This is a genomic window from Mycoavidus sp. SF9855 (assembly GCF_024582735.1).
Classification (GTDB): domain Bacteria; phylum Pseudomonadota; class Gammaproteobacteria; order Burkholderiales; family Burkholderiaceae; genus Mycoavidus.
This window is the reverse complement of sequence record NZ_CP102085.1, coordinates 921,805-947,685: the sequence shown is the minus strand read 5'-3', so window position 1 is coordinate 947,685 and position 25,881 is coordinate 921,805. Positions and strand designations below refer to the sequence as shown.

Below are 25,881 nucleotides of genomic sequence, written 5' to 3'. Positions count from 1 at the left end.
AGACCAATCTAAGCTTCCGCCCTGACAGCTCTAAAGGCCTGAATCAACGTAGCTTTTTGTTCAGATGTCAGAGGAATAGGTTGCCCCGGCCCAGTCGCCGTATAAAAATGAAGTTGATTTCCTTGAATATACAGCGACGCTATACGATAACAGCTGTAACCAAACAAAAACCTCTTATATACCGTTTGAATTTCTTCCACTTCCAAGACGGGCAGCACTGTGTAAAGCTGATCAATATGCGAGTCTAAGCTTCCGGCAGCCACAGACCTGACATACTTGTCTTCATCCTGTAACGCTGTGATCAAGGCCGCGATAGCGGTGTCAGACAGCGTTTCCTGTCCGCCCAATGCCTGGGCAGCCACATACCTGACCCACCTGCTGCATTCATCCTGTAACACTGCGGTCAAGGCCTCTCGGACAGCGTCAGACAGCGTTTCCTGTTCGCCTAATGCCCTGGCAGCCTGATACCTGACATCCTTGTTTTTATCCTTTAACACCGTGATGATCAAGGTCGAGAGAGCGTTGGTGTCGGTGGGCAGCTGTTTCTGTTGGCCTAATGCCTGGGCAGCCGCAGACCTGACAGACGGGTCTTCATGCTGTAACGCTGCGATCAAGGCCTGGCTGGTAGCGTCAGACAGCGTTATCGGTCCGTCTAATACCTGGGCAGCCACAGACCTGACAGACTCGCTTTCATGCAGTAACATTGCGACCAAGGCCTGGCTGGCAGCGTCAGACAGCGTTATCGGTCCGCTTAATGCGCTGGCGGCCGCAGACCTGACAGACTGACTTTCATCCTGTAACGCTGCGATCAAGGCCTGGCTGGCAGCGTCAGACAACGTTTCCTGTCTGCCTAATGCCTGGGCAGCCACAGACCTGACAGACTCGTGCCCATCCTTTAACACCATCATGATCAAGGCCGGAATAGCATCGTCACCCAGCGTTTTGGGTTGGCCTAATGCGCTGGCGGCCGCAGTCCTGACAGACTGACTTTCATCCTTTAACGCTGCGATCAAGGCCTGGCTGGCAGCGTCAGACAACGTTTCCTGTTCGCCTAATGCCTGGGCAGCCATAGACCTGACAGACTCGCTTTCATGCTGTAACGTTGCAATCAAGGCCTGGCTGGCAGCGTCAGACAGCGTTTTATATCCGCCTAATGCCATGGCAGCCGCAGACCTGACAGACTCGCGTTCATGCTGTAACGTTGCGACCAAGGCCTGGCTGGCAGCGTCAGACAGCGTTTTATGTTCGCGTAATACCTGGGCAGCCACAGACCTGACAGACTCGCGTTCATGCTGTAACGTTGCGACCAAGGCCTGGCTGGCAGCGTCAGACAGAGTTATCGGTTCGCTTAATGCCGTGGCGACCGCAGACAGCATTTTATATCCGCTTAACAGCGGTTTATGTCTGCTTAGTGCCCTGGCGGCCGCAGACCTGACAGACGGGTCTTCATCCTGTAACGCCGCAATCAAGGCCCGGCTGGCGGCGTCAGACAGCGTTTTATGTCCGCCTAATGCCCTGGCAGCCTGATACCTGACAGACTTGCTTTCATTCTGTAACGTTGCGATCAAAGCCTGGCTGGTAGCGTCAGACAGCGTTTCCGGTCCGCTTAATGCGCTGGCGGCCGCAGACCTGACAGACTGACTTTCATCCTGTAACGCTGCGATCAAGGCCTGGCTGGCAGCGTCAGACAACGTTTCCTGTCCGCCTAATGCCGTGGCAGCCGCAGACCTGACAGATTCGCTTTCATGCTGTAACGTTGCGACCAAGGCCTGACCGGCAGCGTCAGACAACGTTTTATGTCCGCCTAATGCCGTGGCAGCCGCAGACCTGACAGACTCGCTTTCATGCTGTAACGTTGCGACCAAGGCCTGGCCGGCAGCGTCAGACAACGTTTCCTGTTCGCCTAATGCCTGGGCAGCCACAGACCTGACAGACTCGTGCCCATCCTTTAACACCGTCATGATCAAGGCCGAGATAGCGTCGTTATCCAGCGTTTTGTGTTCACCTAATACCTGAGCAGCCACATACCTGGCAGACTCGCTTTCATGCTGTAACATTGCGATCAAGGCCTGGCTGGCGGCGTCAGACAGCGTTTTCTGTTCGCGTAATACCCCAGCGGCCACATCTCTGACAACCCCCTTTTCATCCTTTAATGCAGTGATCAAGGCCGAGATAGCGTCGGCAGACAAAGTTGAGCGTGCTCCTAAAGTTAGAATAATATTCTCTTTCCGGCCCTTAGCAAGGTCCAGGCATGTGAGCAACAGATGCTCTGGAAAAGCCCTCTGACTACCTAATTGGCTCACCAGACCCATCCGCTCGCGTGCAAACGCATCGATCTCAAGCCACAACCACTGCATCAACTCTGTTTCCAGCCTGTCGACAGTCATTTTATTCAATTGGATGCGCGCTTCGCTCAGACACCCCATCATTACCCGCTGATGACAACCGCCGATGAGGTCACGCGGCGCTTGCCCTAATAGAGCAAAGAAACGCTCCAGTGCAGCCCCCTTCTTAAGCAATCCCGCCACCATCCACCAAACTACCTCATAACGCGGATTATATTTATGCTGAGCGATAAATTTTTCCAGTTGCGCTTGATCGGGTGTCAAATCTAACTCGGTCTGCGCGACTTTTGAAGGCGCAGACATTTCAGTGGCTTCTAAAGCAGCCTGCAGATACCACACCAGGAACTTAGCCGCAAAGAACTCCTGCAAGGTTGGGTGCAGAAAATGATAGTGGCGTTTAGCATCGGCCGTATGTAAAAAGGAGGTATTTCCCAGATTATTAATGAATCTGAACAGCAGCTCCATCCCTGCTGGTCTCTTATTATTAAATTCCTCTTGGTGCTGATTCAACTCCTCCAAGCTAAACTCAAACTTCCCTGCCTCTAATCCCCTAAACGCTAAGTAGCTTAAATATTGGATCTCATGAGCCATCAACCTTTCTAAACCAGCCTTTGGCCATTCTTGGACCACGTGGGTCTCTAATAGCACACCGTCGGAGTCTCTTTTCTTTAAGGACACAGCATCTTTACGCCATAATTTATCGACCATGGCTTCGTATAACATGGTCACGGTCACCTCTCGATCTTTGGGAAGCTTATCCCAACTAAAACACAGCGCGTCGAGAAAAATCGGTTTATCAATCAGTCCCTGAATCAGGGGGGTGCGCTCTATAACCTGCTGAATCGCGTCCCGGTTCGATTCAGGCGCAAACTTTTGAATGTACGTTTTCACATCGTTCGGACTAAAACCGATGGTTTCCAGCTCTAAATCCAGCTGACCGGGCTGCTGGCGTGCACCCACCCCAGCATGTCGGGAGGTGATCACAACATGAGCTTGACCGAGCGGTCCATAATCCCGATTGAACAACCCACGTAAAAATATCCCTAAAGTACTGTTTCCACTCAGGTCGCCGACCACCTCATCTAAGCCATCTAAGATAAAGAGTGTCTTATCTCGATGATTCTGTTGAAAAAACTCTGCGAGTTGGAGCGCTCGTCGGCTGCCCTGATTCACAAAATATTTTTCAGTAAGTAATTCTTCTAAGCTTTGGGGTTGATGGATCTTAAGGTCCCGTAACGGCAGCCACAATACGCAATCAAAAAGGCCCTGCCAAGCCGCATTGTGCTGATACTCATAGACAAGGTTTTTGCATAAGGTGGTTTTGCCGATCCCCGGCTCCCCGAAAATCCAAATCCATTTGGGCACACCCGTTGAGCAACCGCGTAACGTTTGCGACTCAAAGAGTGTGTCCAGCGCCATCAGCTCTTTCTGATCTTGTTCGCGTTGGGCACGATTTTTAACGATGACTGGTTTGATATAGCCGGTGTTAAGCGGCACTTCATCGCCCGATACCCGCTGAATCGATAAATCAGATAACTGATAGTACTGGTCAAGGGCTTGGCGCACGTCTTTCAGGGAGAGAGTCGGTAGGAACAAGCGCTGCATCTGTTTGTTGTGCGATGTTATCGAGGGGAGTTGAGACAGCACAGCATCCAGTTTGGCTTGATGCTGCGCTTTGGCTCGTGAGCCGTTCAGTAACTGATTACTTGGCTGGGCAGACCAAAATGGATGCCAAGCGGGAGGGGCATAGCCACCTCGCTCCATAGCGTCGATATCAGGAGTCGGCCACATGAACGCTAAACGATTCAGGCTCTGACTCGCATATTGTTGAATGGCCTCATGTTTAGCCCATGCAATCTCACCGAGTTGGAAACCTTTGAGCAACTTAAGAGCACCGTCTCGAGCGTTGGAATCGGCCTGAATACAAGCTAGACGCTCTAATCGATCACATAAGCCGCGTAGATACTGTTTGTTACGCTTACCCGTGTTCTGGCCAAACAGCTGTTCCAATAAATCGAGCCTCCCCGTGTCAATCAACATATCGATAAAGCAGAGCTCTCCATACCAAGGGGCACGCTTTAAGAATTCGATCCCACTGATTGCCTTTTTAAAGTTCTCAAATGCGCTCAAAAGCAGGTCAGGCTTTAAGGCCTCGCCAATGGCCCCTAAACCATGAGTCACAGCTATCTTTAAACCAAACGCTGTTAAATATAATCCTCCTATTGTGGCAAATAGCCCACGGCGCGTCAGTTCTTCTGAAAGCGCCTCATTATTCGGTAAGCGCTTTAACGCTTGCCGAATATAACAAATGAGCCAAGCCAGCTCCGGATATTTTTTCTTATGGTCAAATCTCTTGAGTCCAGCTTTGAGGGGGTCCTCGACCCCGATCCGATCAATTTTTTTCAACCGAAGATGAATCATCAGATCTAATACTAGCGAGATGGTTTGCAACAATGTTCGCACTTGTTCCAAATTATTATAGGTTTGAATATTATTTAATTTGGGAGACAACACTCGTAATAACATGTCGCAATCGCTCGATCCATGGAGATCTTGCGTGAGATGCCAGCGATGGAACACCATCACCGACAATCCTCGCAATAAGAAAAGGTTGAGGGGACAATCAGTTTCTAGCTTCAGATCATCTAACAGCGCACAGGTGATCTGGCGATGCAACTCTGAATTATCGATAGAAGCGAGTGTAACGATTTCCTGGACATTCTTCAGATTTTTGGCGACGTCAGTTTTTTTAAACCACCCGACCATTTGCTCAGCTTCTCTTATCCAAACACGTTTCTCATCTTCAAGCGTACCCTCTTGTTGTATACACCAAGCTAGATGACGGGTTTCTTGGATGAATTCACCCGGTTGAGGTAAATGGTAAGACGGTGACAAGGCGTCAGATTGCAAACGTTGGGTAAAAAAGGGCTTAGCGCGGGACAAAAGGCTTGACACATGTCTCTCAAAATCTAGGTTGTTTGCTCGATACGAAGGGCCGCCCTGATCAACGTCCCCCCTAGAGGGAACCCAGTCTACAGACGAAGAAAAACATTGCCTAATGCATGAGCGGTTGGAAGCGGGGGTTTGAATCTGAACAGACTCTTTAAGCACTTCATCCGCTTGAACTATCCTTCCACGAGCGAGTAAAAATCGGTTGTACTGAAGACCGATGTCCATACGCAAGTTCTGCACTTTGGGTTGATTCTGCTTTAACTTATTTGCTTCACATCCGTACTCTCGCGCTTTTCGATAAGCATCTTCAGCCTCAGTGAAGCGGCGCTGCATGTCCAAAAAGCGCCCGTAATCAAACCAGATAGCTGCAAGGTCTTGTTTTGCTTTGAATTTAGTAGCGTCAGTAGAGCTGATCTTTGCCGCTTGTTCCGCTAAACGACGCGCTTCAACATAATATTCTTCCCTTTCCTTCAGGTCTTCTAAATTTTGCGCCGCTTTGAGAGAGTGGTGAGCCGATATCAAGATGAGTCTTGGGCTGTTCAACGCGTTCCCTATTGGCTCCATGACTTTCCCCTTCTATCTTTGACTAAAAACTATCGCTCAGTGATCCGCTAGTGGTTTTCGGTCAGAAGTAACTTGGTTTAAACCCTTGTGGGCCGACATCCTGTTCAAAGTGAATCCTGCTTCTGTGAGCACCATCAATCAACGCCACACTCAAATAGCTTAGATGAACGCTTTTCCGTTTGCTAGAGCGTTCCTTCACTCAAGAGTTGATCGCATAGCACGATTTACCAGGTTTTTTTAAGCCATTCGACAGGTCATCGGCTGAATTCTGAGCGGTAAAAAATCCCTCACCTTGTTTGATAATCCCGCTTATCGTGCAACGAGCAAAGTCGCGTTAGGTACTGTTTCACAAGTAGAGAGAAACCTGCCGTTCCTCCGGCAGTAGCCTACTAAAACTAGCGTAACTAGTAATGGTTAGATTAGATTAGATTAGATTAGATTAGATTAGATTAGATTAGATTAGATTAGATTAGATTAGATTAGATTAGATTAGGTTAGGTTAGGTTAGGAGCTTTTGGGACAATGCAGCCCTTCGAAAGAGGAGGAAGAGCCGTGAGGCAACTCCAACGACTGCTAGCATCAAAGCGGTCAGGGCGCTAGGCTGGATAGCATGGTCAACATATGTGAATTGCTGATAAAACTCGTAAGGATTGACAAGCTAAAGATGCTAACAAGCTTGAACCAAAAGGTAAGTGGTGAGTTGTCTGATGATAATTGCGGACACGAGGATAGCTATATCAAAGCTCACCAGCACAGCGCTGGAGCGGCGAGTGGGCAAGATGAAGCCATCGGGAAAAGTCGTGCTGGTCAGACCACCAAAATCCATTTAGCAGTCGATGCTTTTGGGAAACTGATTGAGTTTAGCTATGTGAAACGTCAACACGCCCTAGTTCGAGAATCTTTTTTAAATTGAGGTCGCCGCTGAATGCGCTAAGTGAGTAGAGAAAAAAACAAACCGTGCGAAATTAGGTTAACACTGAACGTAACCACGCCCATACCAACGGGCCAGCCAACGATAGCCAGACCAATCCACACAAACACAGGGCGATAAAAACAGCGGCACTCGCAAAATCTTTCGCTTGTTTGGCAAGTGGATGTCGCTCTAGCGAAATACGGTCAATAGCCGCTTCAACAGCAGAATTAAGCAGTTCAAGACTTAATACCCACAGTATTGAGGCAATCAACATCAGCCTTTCAACCATCGTCACGGGTAAAACAACCGCCAGTGGAACCAGCATGAGGGCCAGTATCATTTCTTGACGGAAGGCGCTTTCCTTAAGCAGCGCATCGCGCATACCGCACAAAGAATACCCTAGCGCATGCCAGAGACGGGCCAACTCTTGGTGCTTTTGATCAGAATTATTCATTGACTTTTGCTCCTCTATGTTGCGCATTGGCGCGCTGCACCCCTTGCATCACTTGATAACGCGTATACCAATCAGCCAATGCCAACCATGCTCGCGCTTGCCGGCCTTGCTCTTGTAACAGAGGTGTCGAATCTGCACTTGCTGCTAGCGCAGTCTGAGAAACATCCCAGTCAAAAGCAGACGGATGTCTGCCAACAAAGGGCAATAAAGCGCCTTCTCGACTGAATAACGACTCAAAAGCCACGATCGCATACTGGTTTTGTGACAGCACCTCAGCAAACAGGCTGTCTCCAAAATGCGGATACACTGCGTCCGACAAGGCAAGATGATAAAGGCTCGGAAAAATATCTCGGTGACCGGCATAGCGGCTAGGATCAGGTTTAAAGCTGGGTCGATACGCTGGCGGCACACGAAAGTAGGCAGGCACGCGATACAAGTCTTTACTATCGGTTGGTTGGCGATAGTGCAACAAGGCGCGCATATTATGATCCCCGGTTGCCGCCACCAGCGTCTTCTCATTTAAGGCTGAATGACTAATGCGGTCAAGAAATAAACCCAGCTGATGATTCGCATATTGGTAAGTCCAAACCATTTTCTGAGCGTTCTGCGCATCGGCAGAAAAATGGGGGGCCATCTTAGAGAGCTCGAGTGCTAACGGCTGATAGTGATCCGGTGTTTGATGAGGTGGATGATTAGTTGTCGTTAACAAAAAGAGAAAAACTTTCTCCCCGCGCGCTTCGCTATCTTGCAAAAGATCATAAGCAAAGTGGAATAAATATTCATCATAGATACCCCATACATTACGTTGCGCATCAGGGTAACGTTCAATAATGTTACCCATATCATAGACTTCATCAAAGTACTGATGCTTCATCACACGGCCAATCGAGCGCCACGCATTGCTGCCGCCATACAGAAATAAAGTACGATAGCCCTGCTCTTTAAAGGGTTTTGCTGCCGCTGCTGGATAACTCATAAAGCCATAGCTGCCTTGCGTCAATGGCGTCAAGGGTGAATTGAGCAGGAGCGCTTCTAACGTTGGGTGAGTGCCTAATTGGGCTGAGAAAAAATTATGAAAGAGTGTATCGCGCTCTAAATGCTTTTTTAATGCACCGGTTAGATTGTTTTGCGCCGTATCAAATTTAAGCTGATGCGCCCCCCACGATTCCATCAATGCAAAGACCACATGCGGCGGGTGCGCCTTAACAAATTCATTAGTTGGTGTACGCTGAAAAATAAAGGCTTCTAAATCCTGTCGACTACCTGACTTTGCCCCGAGCGTATGAGCCACCTCTTCGAGTGAATGGAAACCATAGACCGCCAATTGCCGAGTTGGATCATCAGTGCTTATATGAATTTGCTGACGCCGATCTTTAACCGCATCGTAGAGTGTCTGCCAGGCATTGCGGACCAAATCATTAATGAAAGGGTTGGCACACACCACGGCATCCTGATCGCGCAATGGAAATTTGCCTAATTGGCCACGCGCAAAAAATACCAGCGCCAGTAAAGTGATCAGCACCACCGCAGGCGCCCGCCAGCAGAACTTTGTGACGCGTGCAACGCTCTGCGCTCCTCTCGCCCAGCCAAAGGTCAAGCGCGTTTGCACCCAGGTTAATGCGATCACCATCAACCATGCCCAAACAACCGGATAATCACTCCAAATCGCCGCTATGACGCCATACGTGTCATCCTCATACAAGCCGAAGAGAATCGGCGTAAACGGTGTCTTATAGAAACCATAATAAAAATATTGGCAAATGGCGGCAAAATTGGTAGCGAAAAACAATGCGATCACCATCGCTCGCTGCACATAGCCCCCTATTTTGCGCGAAAATTTTGGCACGGCGATTAGACTCGCTAATACAAAGCATACGAGCAAGCCGGTTGCCAACATTTTGAAATCAAATCGCGCGCCCATCCAAAAGGCTCGCACCAACTCTTTACACTGCTGTCCAATCAAGCTTGGGTCGCCATAGCTCAACAACTGAGCAATACGAAAGCCAGTAAAACTTAAAGTACCCAAAATGAGCACGGCCCATACGGCGCGAGAAAAGCTTAAAGTTGGCATAAAGTGAATGTATTTAATAGACAACTTCGACTGCGGTTGCCCAATCCTCGGCTTGCAACCCAAGCAGCAGTTCATCCGCTGGTTTGACGCGCCATTTATCCCCGAGCGTGAATTCGCTGCGGATCGCTTGGTTACTGTAATCGATCAGCACCGGCAGGCTAGCCTTGGAATGGTCTTTCTTGGGGGCGCCATAAGCGCGGCTGACCGGCTGCTGCAGGCCATTGCTTGGCGCACTTAGATCGCTCGATACCCTGTACGATTGCAAGAGTTCATGCAATCTAAGTAGCTTGACTTGGTCGCTCACCGAGATGCGCAGTGCGCGGGCAAAAGAGCTACGCGCACGTGCTAGGTCCAGTACCGTTTCGGCATTAAAGCGAATACCGCCGGTGAAACTATCATAGCGCGCGTTGCCCATCACCACCAGCAGTTCATCTTCTTTAAAAAGCTCACGGTTTGCTTCATAGAGCTCATTAAACACGGTCACTTCACATTGTGCGGTGCCATCATCAAGCATCACAATCAGCATTTTGCCGCGCTGCGTAAGCTGCGTGCGCATACTGCTAATCACGCCGGCCACCAGTTTCTCCCGCCCTTCCTGCAAGTTATTCAGTTTTTGTTTCACAAAACGGCTGACCTCGCGGCGATATGCATCAAACAAATGCCCTGATAAATAAAAGCCCAAGGCGGCTTTTTCTTCTTGCAATACACGCTTTTGTGGCCAGGCGGCTTCAGCCACCAACTCACACCCATCGGCAAGCTCAGTGTGGTCGAATAAACCTGCTTGCAACTCATGCGCGCAACGCTGCTCGGCGGCTTCTAGCGCCAGCGATACCGAGGCCAATAACTGTGCACGATTGGTCTGTAACGAATCGAACGCGCCAGCGCGAATCAATGCTTCAATCGTGCGGCGATTCACCATCCGGCGGTCAATCCGCAAACAAAAATCAAACAAATCGGTAAACGGCTGTTCAGCACGCGCGCGCAAAATATCTTCGATAGCGCTCTGCCCGCTTCCCTTGATCGCTCCCAGCCCATAATGAATCATGCGCGCCGGCTGGCCAGCGGCCGCCGCCGGCTCAAAACGATAGACTGAGCGATTAATATCAGGCGGCAATACGGTTAACTGATTGGCCAGGCAGTCTTCAAATAAAATTTTGATTTTATCGGTGTCATCTAGGGCAAGGCTCATATTAGCCGCCATAAATTCAGCCGGATAATGCGCTTTTAGCCAAGCTGTGTGATAGGCAAGAAGTGCATAGGCGGCAGCATGAGATTTGTTAAAACCGTAACCGGCAAATTTTTCCATCAAATCGAAAATTTCATCGGCTTTCTCGCGCAACAGTCCATTTTGCGCCGCACCTTCCCGAAACAGCTCACGATGCTGCGCCATTTCTTCGGGTTTTTTCTTACCCATCGCGCGGCGTAATAAATCAGCGCCGCCTAATGAATAGCCACCAATGATCTGTGCCATCTGCATCACCTGCTCTTGATAGACCATAATGCCATAGGTCTCTTCAAGCACGGCTTTAACCCGCGGATCGGGATAATCGACTTTCTCACGGCCATGCTTGCGTGCGCAAAAACTTGGAATCAGATCCATCGGCCCAGGACGATAAAGTGCAACCAGCGCAATAATGTCTTCAAAGCGATCGGGTTGCGCGTCCTTCAGCATCCCTTGCATGCCGCGACTTTCAAGCTGGAACACGGCCACTGTATTGGCTTTTTTTAGAAACGAGAAAGTTGCTGGATCGTTCAATGGCACCTGCGCGAGCGACCACGCAGAACGGCTTGGATCAAGCCGGCGGATATCGCGCTCGGCCCAATCCAAAATAGTCAGAGTAGTCAAACCCAAAAAGTCGAATTTGACCAAGCCCACGGCTTCAACATCGTCTTTGTCATATTGGCTAACCACCGCCGCGCTGGGTGCATTCGCATCCAGCAACTCCTGCGCGTTTTGCGCCAGCGGCATATGCTGGGTATAGAGCGGGCAGAAATGCGTGAGCTTGCCAGGGGCAATTAACACGCCACCGGCATGCATGCCAATATTGCGCGTTAGCCCTTCAACGCGCTGCGCCAATTCAAGTAGCTGCTGCACTTCATCTTCATCAGCTAAACGTTGCGCCAGTAGCGGCTCTTCTTTAATGGCATCAGCAATGGTCACATGCTTGCCTGGCTTAAACGGGATCAGCTTGGCAATCCCATCCGTAAAGGTATAGCCAAGATCGAGCACGCGGCCAATATCACGCACCGCAGCCTTGGCTGCCATCGTGCCAAAAGTTGCAATCTGTGAGACGGCATCTGCGCCGTATTTACTCTTCACATATTGAATCACACGATCACGCCCGTGTTGACAAAAATCAATATCGAAGTCCGGCATCGAGACCCGTTCTGGATTGAGAAAACGCTCAAACAATAATTTATAGCGCAGCGGATCAAGGTCGGTAATGCCTAAGACAAACGCCACCAGCGAGCCCGCGCCAGAGCCGCGGCCAGGACCCACCGGCACGCCGTTTTGCTTAGCCCAGTTGATAAAGTCGGCCACAATCAAAAAATAGCCAGCAAAGCCCATTTTGATAATCGTCGTGCATTCAAATTCAAGGCGCTGACAATAAGTCGGCCGCTCGCGCTCACGCTGCGTTGGGTCCTCAAATAGTTGCTCAAGCCGCAGTTCAAGCCCTTGTTGCGCTTGTTGCATAAGATAGCCATCAAGCGATAAGCCAACTGGCGTCGGAAACAGGGGCAATTTGGGCTTACCCAACTCCAGCGTCAAATTGCAGCGTTGAGCAATTTCAATGGTATTCGCTAAAGCCGAAGGCAAATCGGCAAAAAGCTCCGCCATGTCAGCCTGCGTGCGAAAGTACTGAGCCTGAGTAAAATGTTTGGCTCGGCGTGGATTGGCGAGTAAATTCCCTTCGGCGATACAGACGCGTGCCTCGTGTGCCGTGAAATCATCCGGCGTCATAAATTGCACCGGGTGCGTCGCCACCACCGGCAACTGCAACTCAGCAGCCAGCGCTGCTGCTTGCTGAATATAAGTAGCTTCGCCAGGCAGGCCGGCGCGCTGCACTTCGATATAAAAGCCATCCGGAAAAATCCGCGCCCAGCGCAGCGCATGACGGCGTGCAGCCGCTTCATTACCGACTGAAAAGGCTTGCCCAATATCACCGGAAAGTCCACCCGATAAAGCTATCAGCCCACTCGCTAAACCACTTTCGAGCCATTCAACTTGGATCTGAGCACGGCCTCGGTGCTGGTTTGTTAACCAGGCCCGGCTTAACAGTTCACAAAGATTTAAATAGCCTTGCTGATCCCGCACCAGCAGCAAAGCTCTGGCTGGCTTATCAAGGTCTAGCGGGTTAGTGACCCAAACATCGCAGCCGACAATCGGTTTGACGCCAACACTGCGTGCTTTCTGATAAAACTTCACGACCCCGAATAGATTGCTCAAATCAGTCAGCGCAAGCGCTCCCTGGCCATCGCTGGCGGCCGCTTTGACGGCATCGTCAAGGCGCGCAATGCCATCAGTAACTGAATATTCGGAATGAAGACGAAGGTGAATAAAGCGAGAATTTTGCATAGTCGCTATTGTACCTAACGCCAGGCCATTGCATGATCTTTGCGCGCTCAATCTATTCGTTAGAGCAGATGGCACCCTAGCGCCGGTCTTTGCATCGTAATGACAATGACAGCACATTCTGTTATGCTAACCCCTTGTTTTTTGCCTGGCTAGCTATGCCTTTGCGCCCTAATTAAGCGGCTTCGCAAAAGCCCATCCAAGTTCCTTGGATAAAGCGCGATACACCTCCTGTCATGAATATCGTTAATCTTGCTGCTTACCGTTTTTTTACCCTCCATTCACCCGCACAATGGCGTGAGCCCATTCGCTCGCGTTGCGATGAACTCGGCTTGCGCGGCACCATTTTACTTGCGCCTGAAGGGATTAATCTGTTTGTCGCTGGCCCACGCGCTGCTGCTGATGCTTTTATCCAATGGCTGCGCGAAGCCCCTCTCTTTGAAGGTCATTTAGCAGATCTACAGTTCAAAGAAAGCCTATCCGCTAAACAGCCGTTTCGGCGGATGCTGGTTAGATTAAAAAAAGAAATCATCACCATGCACACCCCGGCCATCCAGCCTGGCCAGTCCCGCGCACCCGCAGTGAGCGCGCAGACACTCAAGCAATGGCTTGACCATGGTCAGGACGATAACGGGCGCCCAGTTGTGATGCTGGATACGCGTAATGAATTTGAAACCGATCTCGGCACTTTTTCCAACGCATTGGATTACCGGCTCACTAAGTTCAGCGAATTTCCCGCCGCCATTGAAGCACATCGTGAAGACTTTACTGACAAAACCGTGGTGTCATTTTGCACCGGCGGCATTCGCTGTGAAAAAGCCGCATTACATATGCAAAATATTGGTATTGAATCTGTCTATCAGCTAGAGGGCGGCATTCTCAAGTATTTCGAGGAAGTCGGGGGCGCGCATTATAACGGTGATTGTTTTGTATTTGATCAGCGCACAGCGTTAAATCCAGAGCTTAAGCCAACCGCTACGCTACAGTGCTTTGGCTGCCGCGCCGTGCTGACTCCTGAAGCCCAGCGCTCACCCCATTATGTACCTGATAAACATTGCCAGCATTGTTATGACAGGCGGGCAGCTGCCTAAAACAGTAAAGTTCACAATGCCGGGTAGCAGGGGGCATTACTGAACCCCCGCCTCCTAATAATATGGTTGAGTTTTTGTATAAGCCGTACCTGAGTAGCGCTAGCACCTTCTTTTATGATTTCCCGGACTTTATCCAGGAGTAGCCAAGCCCCTCAATGGATTCTCCTCGCTACGCCTCTGTCAAACGATTCTCCACCACAATTCCCAGATCATCGAGACATTTCAGAATAAATTCTTGCGTTAACACAGGAATTTTTGGCCCAATATCCATTTCTGTCGAGAGTTCTACTACTTTGCTCGCGAAGCGCGAGACATCGAAGTGTATTTCATCCTCAGGAACTATAGGCTGCTGCCACAGTTTAAGGATAGGATAAGCCGACTGCGCACGCGTCACCATATCCAACATCGAAAGCTGCTGGGTAAACTGTTGATGCCACTGCTCGTAATCGTGGATGCGCGTAATTGTGCATCCGCGCTCGATCATCCAATCAACAATATGATCTAGAGACACACCATTGTAATCGTGGTTGACCACGTGATAAATCGTATATCCTTGATAAGGTTTCAGGGTCAAAGCGGTTAGTGCGCGCGCAACAAAATCGACTGGCAAACCATTAAATCGGCCAGATACGGCCGACTCCGCATAAAATGAGTGTGGCGCGATGCCGGTGATGTTTAAGCTAGTTAATAAACGCGACAGTACATCATTTGCATTGATTTTTCCCGCGCGTGTCGAATGTGCTAAGAGCATGCCACAGCGATAGATGTTTACGGGTATATCAAAGCGCTCACTCAACCGACGTAGCAGAATTTCTCCCACCCATTTGGTGGCGCCATAACCAGTAGCATAACCAGCGCTGGCTGGCCATTCCTCATACAGGGCATCGTTGTCTTCATCTTCGCGGATAGGGGGGCGTGGCGGCAAAGCATAACCCACAACAACGCTGGAAACAAAATGGATTGCCTTGTGTCTAATGCTGATGGCTAATCGAGCTACTTCTACGGTACCTAGTACGTTTGGCTCAAACATTTGCTCGTAGGAAAATAAGTGATTAACCATGGCACCGTTATGCACAATTGCATCAACCTCTACGGCCAGCTGGCGCCAGACCTCTTCGTCCAGGCCAAGTTTAGGGAGCGTTAGATCACCAGTAACAACAACCAAGCGTCCTTGCTCGACAAGCTTTTCAAATTGGTTCTGTGACATGTTACCCGCTAAACTTGCACTTAAACGTTTTAAGCCCTCCTCGATTGTATGAGCACGAACGAGGCAGTATAGTTTGCCGTTCGGGGGTAACTGGTCAAGCAGCTCCAAAGTCAGCATACTGCCGAGAAAACCATTGCTCCCAGTTAACAGCACTTGGCTGGGACCCTGCTCTTGAGAGACAGCTTGGCCCGCCTCCTTTGCCGCAGCTAAATCCTCTTTCTCGAAGAAAGCTTCTAGTGTTAGTTGCTGAGCACGCGGTGGCGCGCCGTTAAGGCCATGTACTGATTTGAAACTGGGACGCACCGGTAATTTTTCGGTAATCCTCAGATGCGCTGAGAGAATATGCGCAGACAATTTATCGATTGTGGTGTGGTCAAACAACACGGTGGTCGGTAACGTCAAGTCCAACTGCTTATTAATCGCATTGACCAGCCCCACACTGGTTATAGAATCCACACCGTATTCTACAAAGGCACGCTCCTCTTCCAACTGCTCGACACTAAGTTGGAGCATCTCGGCCACGATCTCGCCTACGCGTTGGCGCACATAGGATGTTAACTGTTTTTCTTTCGCCCTTGCAGGTTGGATCTCAGAGTGGGAAGAGTGTCGCACTTGAGCAGCCTGGTCCTGGGCCGGCACTACAACCAAGCCCAACGGGCTAATCGGGGACTCGGTCTGGCACAGCTGTTGCACCACACCATTGCTCATAGCCACCGTAATCTGCTGACCCAGCCGATGCGCCGCCTCAGCTGGGAAGATAATCTCCTGAAATCCTTCCGCCGCCAGCACCTGCCGCCACATCGGCGGCGTCAACCCAGGCGTGCCAGCAACCCGCAATGCACTATCTTCAGCTAACCACCAGCCATCCAATAACCCGAACGTCAAGTGCGCAAACACGCCTATATCTGTGAGTTCATTAAGCAACAGCAAACCATTGCCCTTGAGCAGGGCCTTGGCATGACGCACCGAGCGGCGGATATCACATGTAGCGTGGAGAACATTAGCGGCTATCACTACGTCATAGTACCCTAGCGCGAAATCCTGTGCTAGCGGGTCGCGCTCAATGTCCAGCCGCTTTGTATACAAATACGGCACTTGGGGCGCATAATGCTGCTGCGCATGAAGCAGAGACGCCGGTGATATATCCGTATAACAATATTGCTCAATCTGCGATGCATACGGTGCAAGTTGTGCGAACACCACCGCACTGGTGCTTCCGGTACCCCCGCTAATTTCTAATATACGCAGCGTTGCTTTCGGGTCCGCCTGCAGGCGTGCTTGCACATACGCAACGAGGCACTCGCTAAGCACTGTATTAAAGTAGTCTGCCGCCGGATGGTTGCGGTATATGCCGTCTACTTGATCTAGCTGCCCTTGCGAGAACAACACCTCGGTCGCCTCAATCTCACCGCGCAGCACGACTGGCAGAGCCTGCAACGTGGCATTAACTAATTGGACATAAGCCCGCAATGTTGGCTTGTTTTGTGCAGCAGCACAGTATATCTCCCACTGGGCCCACAACTCGGCTGGCCTTTCTAGGGTTGCCTCGAGCATACCATGCACCTCGAATAAATGCAGGCTGTATGCGTGCCAATGCGCGTACTTCGCCAGCGGGCGCGCATCCGCTGTAAGCCACCCTAAAGCCGCCAGCTGCGAATACAACAACGGTACAAGTTTTGCTTCAAGATCGGCCAGATCTTCTACTGCACTTTCCGGTTGTCCCACTCGCCTCATCTGCGGTGGTACTATAATCGGCGTGGCGGGTGCCGCCGTCATTACTGTCTCGTGCACCGCAATCCCAAAAGCACTCGCTATTTCCGCCCGCGCCAACTTGGCAAACGCCAATTGGTCAACCGGCCCTGCCAGCAACTGCTCCAGCACCGCCATTGCCTCAGGTGGTTCGATCGAGCCAATACCTCTTTGCGCCATTCGCTCTCGATAGAACGCCGAGGCCACTACCCCCACGCTACCCCAATAGCCCCAATTCATCACTTTCACTGGGTAATAGACCTGGCTACGCAATTCTTGCGCAAAAGCATCTATAAAGCAGCATCCAGCCGCATAATTACTTTGTCCCGGCTGCTTCATAAAGCTCTGCATCGACGAAAAGAACAAAAAGAAGTCTAGCGCCTCTTGACCGAACACCTCACTTAAGTGCACTGTACTCGCTGCCTTGGCTGACCACGCTGCCTCAAAGGTCGCCTCGTCCATTTGCGTTAAGCTTTGGTCAGCCAACACGATCGCTGCATGCACCACACCATGAATTGCGTCGAAACGTTGCCGAATCACTTTGTGCGCTAACTCCACGGCCTCTCGATTCGTTGCATCCGCCTGTAGGTAGAGAGGTGTTGGACCCAATGCCCCAAGTCGGGCGCATTGTTGCGCGATTGTTGCATCCTCAGTACGACGGCCTAACCACACCACTTGTGCCTGGTAATGTTGAATCAGATACTCGCTTAAAGCCACCCCCAAACCACCCGCCCCACCTAGGATCACGTACACACCGGCCGTACGATAAGCTGGCTCCATAGCGGTAGGCAACGTACACGACACCAATCGTTGCCGATACCCTTGCCCATACCGATACGCTCGCGCATCACCCCGTTCATCGGCCGGCTGTCCTAGCAACCACGTCAAGGGCGGGTCCTCGTACGCCGGCACATCGAGCAGTCGTACCTGCCAGTGCGCATACTCTTTAACCAACGAGCCAATCAAGCCGTGTACACCTGCTGCCATAGTATCGATCGCCTCACCCGCCCACACCGCCTGCGCTTGCTGCGTCACTATCGTCAAGCCGAGGGGGCGCGAGCCGTAGCCCAACGCCAGCAGCGCCTTGATCAACTTAAACCCCAGTTGCACTGCCAATGTGTTAGCTACTGGTACCCACCATACCAGATGATCCAACGGAGATTTGCGGTGCAAGTGTTCCACTAACGTCGCCACACTCTCAACGCCAGTTAGGGCGACTTGTTCCGCGTGCGGGTAATACGTCAGCCAGGCTGACTGTGAAGCTTGAGGGGGAGTTAGCAACATAACCCGCTGTTGAGGAAGTGGCCAGACTTCTCCAATCTCCTCCATCGCTTCCCATACAGGAGTCAGTGTTAACTCGCCCACCACGACTGTCGCCGGTAAAGCAAGTGTTGTTGGGGCTATATGAGAAGCGGGTGTTGCGTAATCCGCTGCTTTATATAGAGATCGTGTACTGAAGCCACTTAGGTGTAGCGCTATCCGCCCACGCACATCGACGATATCGATGTCGAATTTACGGATTACCGTGCTGTCGCCCACGCTCGGACGCACTACCACCCACGCTGGCGTCGGCAACTCGCCCCATTGCCTCACCTGTGTCACTGCAAAAGGCAATGCTAAGGCCGCGCTGTTCAAGTCTTTTGTCAGCCCTAAACTCGCCTGCAACGCTCCATCCAGTAAATTCGGCTGCCATGCGTATCCCTTCAGCACCCCGCCCTGCAGCCTCAAAGCACCCACCGCTACGTTATCCCCTATTTGCAATTCCTTTAGAACCCGGAAACTAGGACCAAGATCTAACCCCAGTTGTACAAGCCGCGCATAACACGCTTCACCCGTCAGCGTCTGCCCACATTGTTCTCGCAACCTCTCCAGATCCACCCCCGGTGCTTCACTCGCCTCAGCGAACTGGGCCCAACCCTGGCTATACACCACCGCTTCATCCCCACTACCGCTGTAGATCTCGAAACGAATACGGCCACTTTCCTGCTTCTTTAGAGCAATATGTACTTCCTGCGGCTGTGCTACCATCAGTGGGCGTAGCCACGTCACATCCTCCAGCATCACTGCCTGCCCGACCTCACCACCGCTGGCCAGCACCACCGCCGCGCGCGCCCATTCTAGTTGGGCCGCTCCAGGCACGATTCGCTGGCCTTGCACCACATGATCACGCAGGAAAAACTCCTCACCCGTAAGCGTCGTATTAAAGCGTTGTCCATTCAAATCCGACATGTTCCGGTGTACCAATGGGTGAAGCTGATACTCTGCGCCGCTTCGCGCCACCATTTGCGGGACCCAATACCGTTCCTTAGCAAATGGATAGGTCGGAAGACTCATCCGCTGCGGCTTCGTTTGACCATATAACTGTCCCCACTCTACCTCTAGTCCCTGCACCCACAACTGCGCCAACTTGCTCACCTTGCCACGGGCAACCCACTTACTAATTGCTTCCTGCAATTCCTCATCGGCCCGGAACATTGACAAGGCACCCAACTCGCGTTTCACGTCACCGTGAAATATGTTTTCTTGAACGACCTCGCCACACGCATAGTGTGATAACTGCTCCTGCAGTTCACTGATAGACCTAGTCACCACTGCTAATCGGGCCTCTAGCGCTTGCCGTCCTACTTGGAGCGTATACGCTAAATCAGCCAGATTTACCTCAGCCTGACGCCCAAGGTACGCCAACAACTGCTGCACCTGCGTCCCCAGCTGTTCCTCGTTTCTGGCCGATAGAATCACTACCACAGGTCCACTTAATGCCGTGGGTGTCCTCTGTGGTCCCACATATTCCTCAACGATGACATGTGCATTCACCCCACCAAAGCCAAACGAGCTGACCCCCGCTCGGCGTGGCAATTCTTGCCCTTGCCGATCTCGTAAGGCTTCCCACACACGTGTTTGCTGCACCACATAGAATGGGCTATCTTGCAGAGCAAGTAGCGGACTCAGTTCTTCGCAATGCAAGCTTTTAACCAAGGTCCGATGCTGTAACTGCAGCAGTACTTTGATCAGACCCGCCACACCTGAGGCCAGCTCCAGGTGACCGATATTGCTCTTCACAGTCCCCAACCCACAATACCCCACCGGTAACCCAGCAGACAATTCTGCGAATGCGCTCTTGAGGCCCTGTACCTCAACTGGATCACCTAACTCGGTACCCGTACCATGCGCCTCGATATAGCTAATTGTCTCCGGCTCCACCCCGGCTTGTTGCAATGCAGTCTTAATCAAATTCGCTTGCGCTCGCGGGTTCGGCGCCGTCAGTGAATTGGCTCGCCCACCATGGTTGGTTGCACTGCCCTTGATCAGACCGTAAATATGATCCCCATCTCGCTCAGCCGCTGACAGCAACTTGAGGAACACCATACCCACGCCCTCTGCGCGCACATAGCCATTAGCCTGGGCTGAGAAGGTCTTGCAGCGTCCATCCCTGCTCAACATACCAGCCTGGGTACAACTCTCATGCATCTCCATCGACAACAACGTGTTGACTCCGCCCACCACTGCTTGGGCGCATTGGCCGCTACGTAACAACTCCAGCGCCCTGTGCACCGCCACCAGCGAACTCGAGCACGCGGTATCGATCGGTTCACTCGGTCCATGCCAATTTAACCAGTAGCTCATCCGGTTTGGTCCCATCGACCCCACCAAGCCCACTGCGCTGTATCCTGCCACCGCCTCGCCCGCCTGCGCCAGTAAATTCCCATAACCGCTACTCGCAGTCCCCACCAGCAACGCCGTATTACTGCCCGACAGATTTTGCACCGAGTAACCTGCATCTTCGATCACCCGGTACACATACAGCATCAGCAGCCGCTGCTGCGGATCCATCGCTTGCGCTTCGCGCGGTGAAATACCAAAAAATAGCGGATCAAATGCGTCCATGTTTTCAATCACACCTGCATGACGAATCGACGGTGCTACCCCACACTCCCAACGGCTGGCTGGCAACGTCCCAATGCTATTCCGTTCGGCCATCAGGTTTGCCCACAGGGTATTGATATCCTCAGCTTGCGGAAAAGAGCCGCTCATGCCAATCACGGCAATTGGCTCACCCTTGAACGTATCACGCCCCCTTTCATCGTTCTCCAGCTTGTCCCCTATAACGCGTCCTCGCCGACGACCAGAAATAGGTAGAAATGGGGCAGGAGCAGCGTCGTTACCTAGACAGATTGGCATCTCCACCTCTACTGCAAACGTGGACGCGAACACCGTTTGGTATTCCCTCGCCAAATAGCTCGCCAGCGCTGCAATCGTCGAATATTCAAAGAATATCGTTGGACTTAGGGACAAACTGTACTTTTGGTTCAGTATATGACCGAACTCCGTCAGCGTGATCGAATCAAAACCAAATTCACTCAGCGGCTTACCGCGCTCCAGTTCTTCGCGCGCAATTTTTAGCTGCACCGAGATCAACCCCATCAACGCGGATTCTATTTGCGACTGCAATTCGCCCACTGCGGCTGAGCAAGCAGTGTCCAGAACTCCTGCCGCCGCCAGCAGCGGTGTTGCGCAAGCAGTCCGTATGCGTTGTAACACGCGGGCTACGGCACCATACCCCACCACCACGTGTGCTACGTCCTGTGTCAGTGCTTGACATAAGGCTGCCACACCGGCAGCACTCGGTAATGGCTCTAGCCCTGTCTCTCTTCGCAGCCGCTTTTGGGTAACTTCATCTATCTCCATGCCCCCTTCAGCCCATAACGGCCAACTTATTGATACGGTACGGCCTTGACGCTGCCCCTGAGCCACTAAATCTGCTCGATACTGCGCATATGTGTCTAAAAAACCATTGCCCGCTGCATAATCCGTCTGCCCCAGATTGCCCCACACGCCAGCCACCGACGAGCACAATACCAGCCAGTCCAGCGCTACCTCTCGTGTCGCCTTATCCAAGGCCATCAAACCCGCCACCTTCGGCGCTAACACCTGCCGCAGGGTCTCGTCAGTTTTCTGGGCTAACAAGCCATCGTGCAACACTCCAGCGCTATGGATCACGCCATTCAATTGCCCGTACTGCGCCACTATTTCCGTCACTAAGGCGGCCACTGCTACTGTATCGCTCACGTCCACCGCTCGGTACACGACCTGGGCACCCATTGTCTGTAGCTCTTGCAGCACATGCTCCTGTGCTGGCTTTAGCGCACCACGCCCGGTGAGGACCAGCACTGGACGGTGAACCTGTGCAATCGCTCGGGCGAACACTTGCCCTAGTCCACCCAAACCACCTGTAATCAGATAAACGCCCTTTTCATGCCACGGTAGCATCGTCTCTTCGCTTTCCAATCGAGCAAAGTCCCAAACCTCTCGTTCATCTTCTAAGTAGCGCACCATGGGCGTTGGTGACGACGCTTCAGCTCGCAATCGTTGTACCAATACTGGTATGGATGTCTCAGCTGCCACCGCCACCACCTGGCACACCAACAATGGGTATTCCTGCTGCGCGCTACGCAGTAACCCGCCCAGCCCCTGCAACACTGTGCCTTCGCCTTCATTAGGAACCACCAGTTGGAGCAACAGTGCCTTGCCCGCATGGGCTGTCACCTCTTTCTGTATCCATGCCAGCAATTGCGTCGCATACGCTATATAGCGCTGCGCCAGAAGGCCCGTTGCGGTCAAGCGCACACACTGCGCTACTGGTACTGCAGCGGCAAGTTCAACGACTGTATTTGAATCACCTTCGCCAACCTCGCATAGCAGAATTCCGTGTATCCCATACACCGGTATTGCCGTGGGTTCTGCTATAGCTTGTGTTGTCCATTGCGGCGTCAACAGGACAGTCTGAGGTGGGGCTGTTAACTGCTTGACTGCATCATGCAGAGGCCGTGTACTCAAACCACTGAGGCGTAACGCTACCCGCCCACTCGCATCAACAATGTCAGCGTCAAATTTGCGGATTGCCGCGCTGTCGCCCACGCTCGGATGCACCACCGCCCACGCCGGTGTGGGTAGTTCACCCCATGCCTTCACTTGCGCCACTGTGAACGGTAGCCCTAAGGCTGCGCCGTTTAATTCTTGTGCCAACCCACTCGTTTGCAATGAGGCATCCAGTAAATTCGGCTGCCATGTATACCCCCTCAGTACTTCGCCTGGCAGCCTCAAAGCACCTACCGCTACGTTGTCCCCTATCCGTAATTCCGTCAAAGTCTGGAAGCTAGGGCCAAGATCTAACCCCAGTTGCGTAAGCCGCGCATAACACGCTTCACCCGTCAATGTTTGCTCACATTGTTTTCGTACTACCTCCAAATCTACCCATGGCGCTTCCCCCACCTCATCCAACTGTGCCCAACCTTGGCTATACACCACCGCTTCATCCCCACTACCGCTGTAGATCTCAAAGCGAATACGACCGGCTTCCTGTCTCTCTAGACCAATATGCACTTCCTGCGGTTGCGTCACCACGAATGGGCGTAACCACGTTACCTCTTGCAGCAATACCGATAGCTTTTTCACATCTCCTTCGTCATCACTGGCCAATGCCACCGCCGCACGCGCCCACTCCATTTGAGCAGCTGCAGGCACCAATCCTACGTGATCACGTAGGAAGAATTCCTCACCCGTGAGCGTCGTACTAAAACGCTGCTGACTCAAAGATGATGTATTTCGGTGTACCAGCGGATGCAGTTGGCGGGTCGGTCCATCTTGCTCCACTTTTTGCGGCATCCAATACCGGCTTTTGGCAAATGGATAGGTCGGAAGACTCATCCGCTGCGGCTTCGTTTGACCATATAACTGTCCCCACTCTACCTCTAGTCCCTGCACCCACAACTGCGCCAACTTGCTCACCTTGCCACGGGCAACCCACTTACTAATTGCTTCCTGCAATTCCTCATCGGCCCGGAACATTGACAAGGCACCCAGCTCGCGTTTCACGTCACCGTGAAATATGTTTTCTTGAACGACCTCACCACACGCATAGCGTGATAACTGCTCCTGCAGCTCACTGATAGACCTAGTCACCACTGCTAATCGGGCCTCTAGCGCTTGCCGTCCTACTTGGAGCGTATACGCTAAATCAGCCAGATTTACCTCAGCCTGACGCCCAAGGTACGCCAACAACTGCTGCACCTGCGCCCCCAGCTGTTCCTCATTTCTGGCCGATAGAACTACCACCACAGGCCCACTTAATATCGAGGGTGCCTCCTGCGGTGCCACATATTCCTCAACGATGACATGCGCATTCACCCCACCAAAGCCAAACGAACTGACTCCAGCCCGGCGGGGCAATATCTGCCCTTGCCGATCTCGTAAGGCTTCCCACACACGCGTTTGTTGCACTACATAGAATGGACTGCCGTCCAAAGCAAGCAGCGGATTCAATTCTTCACTGTGCACGCTCTTCACCAAGGTTCGATGCTGCATCTGCAGCAGAACCTTGATCAGTCCTACCACTCCTGCCGCCAACTCAAGATGACCGATATTGCTCTTCACTGAGCCTAACCCGCAATACGCTGCCGGCAACCCTGTGGCCAGTTCAGAAAACGCACTTTTAAGGCCCTGCACCTCGATTGGATCACCTAATGAAGTACCGGTACCATGCGCCTCGATATAGCTAATTGTCTCCGGCTCCACCCCGGCTTGTTGCAATGCAGCCTTGATTAAATCAGCTTGCGCTCGCGGGTTCGGCGCCGTCAGTGAATTGGCTCGCCCACCATGGTTGGTTGCACTGCCTTTGATCAGACCGTAAATATGATCCCCATCTCGCTCAGCCGCTGACAGCGGCTTGAGGAACACCATACCCACGCCCTCTGCGCGCACATAGCCATTAGCCTGGGCTGAGAAGGTCTTGCAGCGTCCATCTGGGCTCAGCATACCAGCTTGGGTAAAACTCTCATGCATCTCCATCGACAACAACGTGTTGACTCCGCCCACCACTGCTTGGGCGCATTGGCCGCTACGTAACAACTCCAGCGCCCTGTGCACCGCCACCAGCGAACTCGAGCACGCGGTATCGATCGGTTCACTCGGTCCATGCCAATTTAACCAGTAGCTCATCCGGTTTGGTCCCATCGACCCCACCAAGCCCACTGCGCTGTATCCTGCCACCGCCTCGCCCGCCTGCGCCAGTAAATTCCCATAACCGCTACTCGCAGTCCCCACCAGCAACGCCGTATTACTGCCCGACAGATTTTGCACCGAGTAACCTGCATCTTCGATCACCCGGTACACATACAGCATCAGCAGCCGCTGCTGCGGATCCATCGCTTGCGCTTCGCGCGGTGAAATACCAAAAAATAGCGGATCAAATGCGTCCATGTTTTCAATCACACCTGCATGACGAATCGACGGTGCTACCCCACACTCCCAACGGCTGGCTGGCAACGTCCCAATGCTATTCCGTTCGGCCATCAGGTTTGCCCACAGGGTATTGATATCCTCAGCTTGCGGAAAAGAGCCACTCATACCAATCACGGCAATTGGCTCACCCTTGAACGTATCACGCCCCCTTTCATCGTTCTCCAGCTTGTCCCCTATAACGCGTCCTCGCCGACGACCAGAAATAGGTAGAAATGGGGCAGGAGCAGCGTCGTTACCTAGACAGATTGGCATCTCCACCTCTACTGCAAACGTGGACGCGAACACCGTTTGGTATTCCCTCGCCAAATAGCTCGCCAGCGCTGCAATCGTCGAATATTCAAAGAATATCGTTGGACTTAGGGACAAACTGTACTTTTGGTTCAGTACATGACCGAACTCCGTCAGCGTGATCGAATCAAAACCAAATTCGCTCAGCGACGCATCGGGCTCCAGTTCTTCGCGCGCAATTTTTAGCTGCACCGAGATCAACCCCATCAACGCAGATTCTATTTGCGACTGCAACTCGCCCACTGCGGCTGAGCAAGCAGTGTCCAGAGCTCCTGCCGCCGCCAGCAGCGGTGTTGCGCAAGCAGTCCGTATGCGTTGTAACACGCGGGCTACGGCACCGTACCCCACCACCACGTGTGCTACGTCCTGTGTCAG

General features: G+C 52.1%; 6 protein-coding genes and 1 pseudogene (1 of these 7 only partly in view). 2 read left to right on the top strand and 5 right to left on the bottom strand.

Translation table 11 applies throughout. The features are described from left to right. Positions 1–8: 8 nt before the first annotated feature. Positions 9–5,840 carry a HEAT repeat domain-containing protein gene (locus NQD60_RS03940; RefSeq protein ID WP_257101148.1) on the bottom strand — a complete coding sequence of 1,944 codons (5,832 nt, stop codon included), beginning with the start codon at positions 5,838–5,840 and terminating at the stop codon, positions 9–11. Between the two features lie 745 nt (positions 5,841–6,585). Here NQD60_RS03940 and NQD60_RS03935 point away from each other — a divergent pair. Then, a pseudogene (locus tag NQD60_RS03935) lies at positions 6,586–6,723 on the top strand (IS5/IS1182 family transposase); the annotation flags it as partial. 103 nt (positions 6,724–6,826) lie between these two features. Here the strand turns inward: NQD60_RS03935 and NQD60_RS03930 are convergent. From NQD60_RS03930 to dnaE, 3 genes are read right to left on the bottom strand one after another with little or no spacing between them, the layout of a single operon-like run. After that, positions 6,827–7,228, bottom strand: a complete 402-nt coding sequence (locus tag NQD60_RS03930) for a diacylglycerol kinase (protein WP_257101147.1) — start codon at positions 7,226–7,228, stop codon at positions 6,827–6,829. Beyond that, a complete protein-coding gene (locus NQD60_RS03925; RefSeq protein WP_257101146.1) occupies positions 7,221–9,299 on the bottom strand; it encodes an LTA synthase family protein in 2,079 nt (692 codons plus the stop codon). Before NQD60_RS03925 ends, NQD60_RS03930 begins: the two co-directional genes overlap by 8 nt. Positions 9,300–9,312: 13 nt before the next feature. Then, positions 9,313–12,885: a DNA polymerase III subunit alpha gene (gene dnaE, locus NQD60_RS03920; RefSeq protein WP_257101261.1), complete on the bottom strand. Its 3,573-nt coding sequence runs from the start codon at positions 12,883–12,885 to the stop codon at positions 9,313–9,315. Between the two features lie 224 nt (positions 12,886–13,109). On the opposite strand from dnaE, the gene NQD60_RS03915 reads away from it, so the two are divergent. Next, on the top strand, positions 13,110–13,964 hold the full coding sequence (locus NQD60_RS03915) for a sulfurtransferase (protein ID WP_257101145.1): 855 nt from the start codon (positions 13,110–13,112) through the stop codon (positions 13,962–13,964). Positions 13,965–14,133: 169 nt separating this feature from the next. On the opposite strand, the gene NQD60_RS03910 is transcribed toward NQD60_RS03915, so the two are convergent. Continuing rightward, positions 14,134–25,881: the 3' end of an SDR family NAD(P)-dependent oxidoreductase gene (locus tag NQD60_RS03910; RefSeq protein ID WP_257101144.1), read on the bottom strand. 23,298 nt of this gene lie beyond the right edge of the window; the window shows 11,748 of its 35,046 coding nt (coding positions 23,299–35,046); the start codon falls outside the window, past its right edge; it ends in the stop codon at positions 14,134–14,136.

What these genes read in the sequence shown, in the direction of transcription:
- NQD60_RS03930 (WP_257101147.1), bottom strand. Translation starts at nt 7,228, where the DNA reads ATGAATAATTCTGATCAAAAGCACCAAGAGTTGGCCCGTCTCTGGCAT.
- NQD60_RS03925 (WP_257101146.1), bottom strand. Translation starts at nt 9,299, where the DNA reads ATGCCAACTTTAAGCTTTTCTCGCGCCGTATGGGCCGTGCTCATTTTG.
- NQD60_RS03915 (WP_257101145.1), top strand. Translation starts at nt 13,110, where the DNA reads ATGAATATCGTTAATCTTGCTGCTTACCGTTTTTTTACCCTCCATTCA.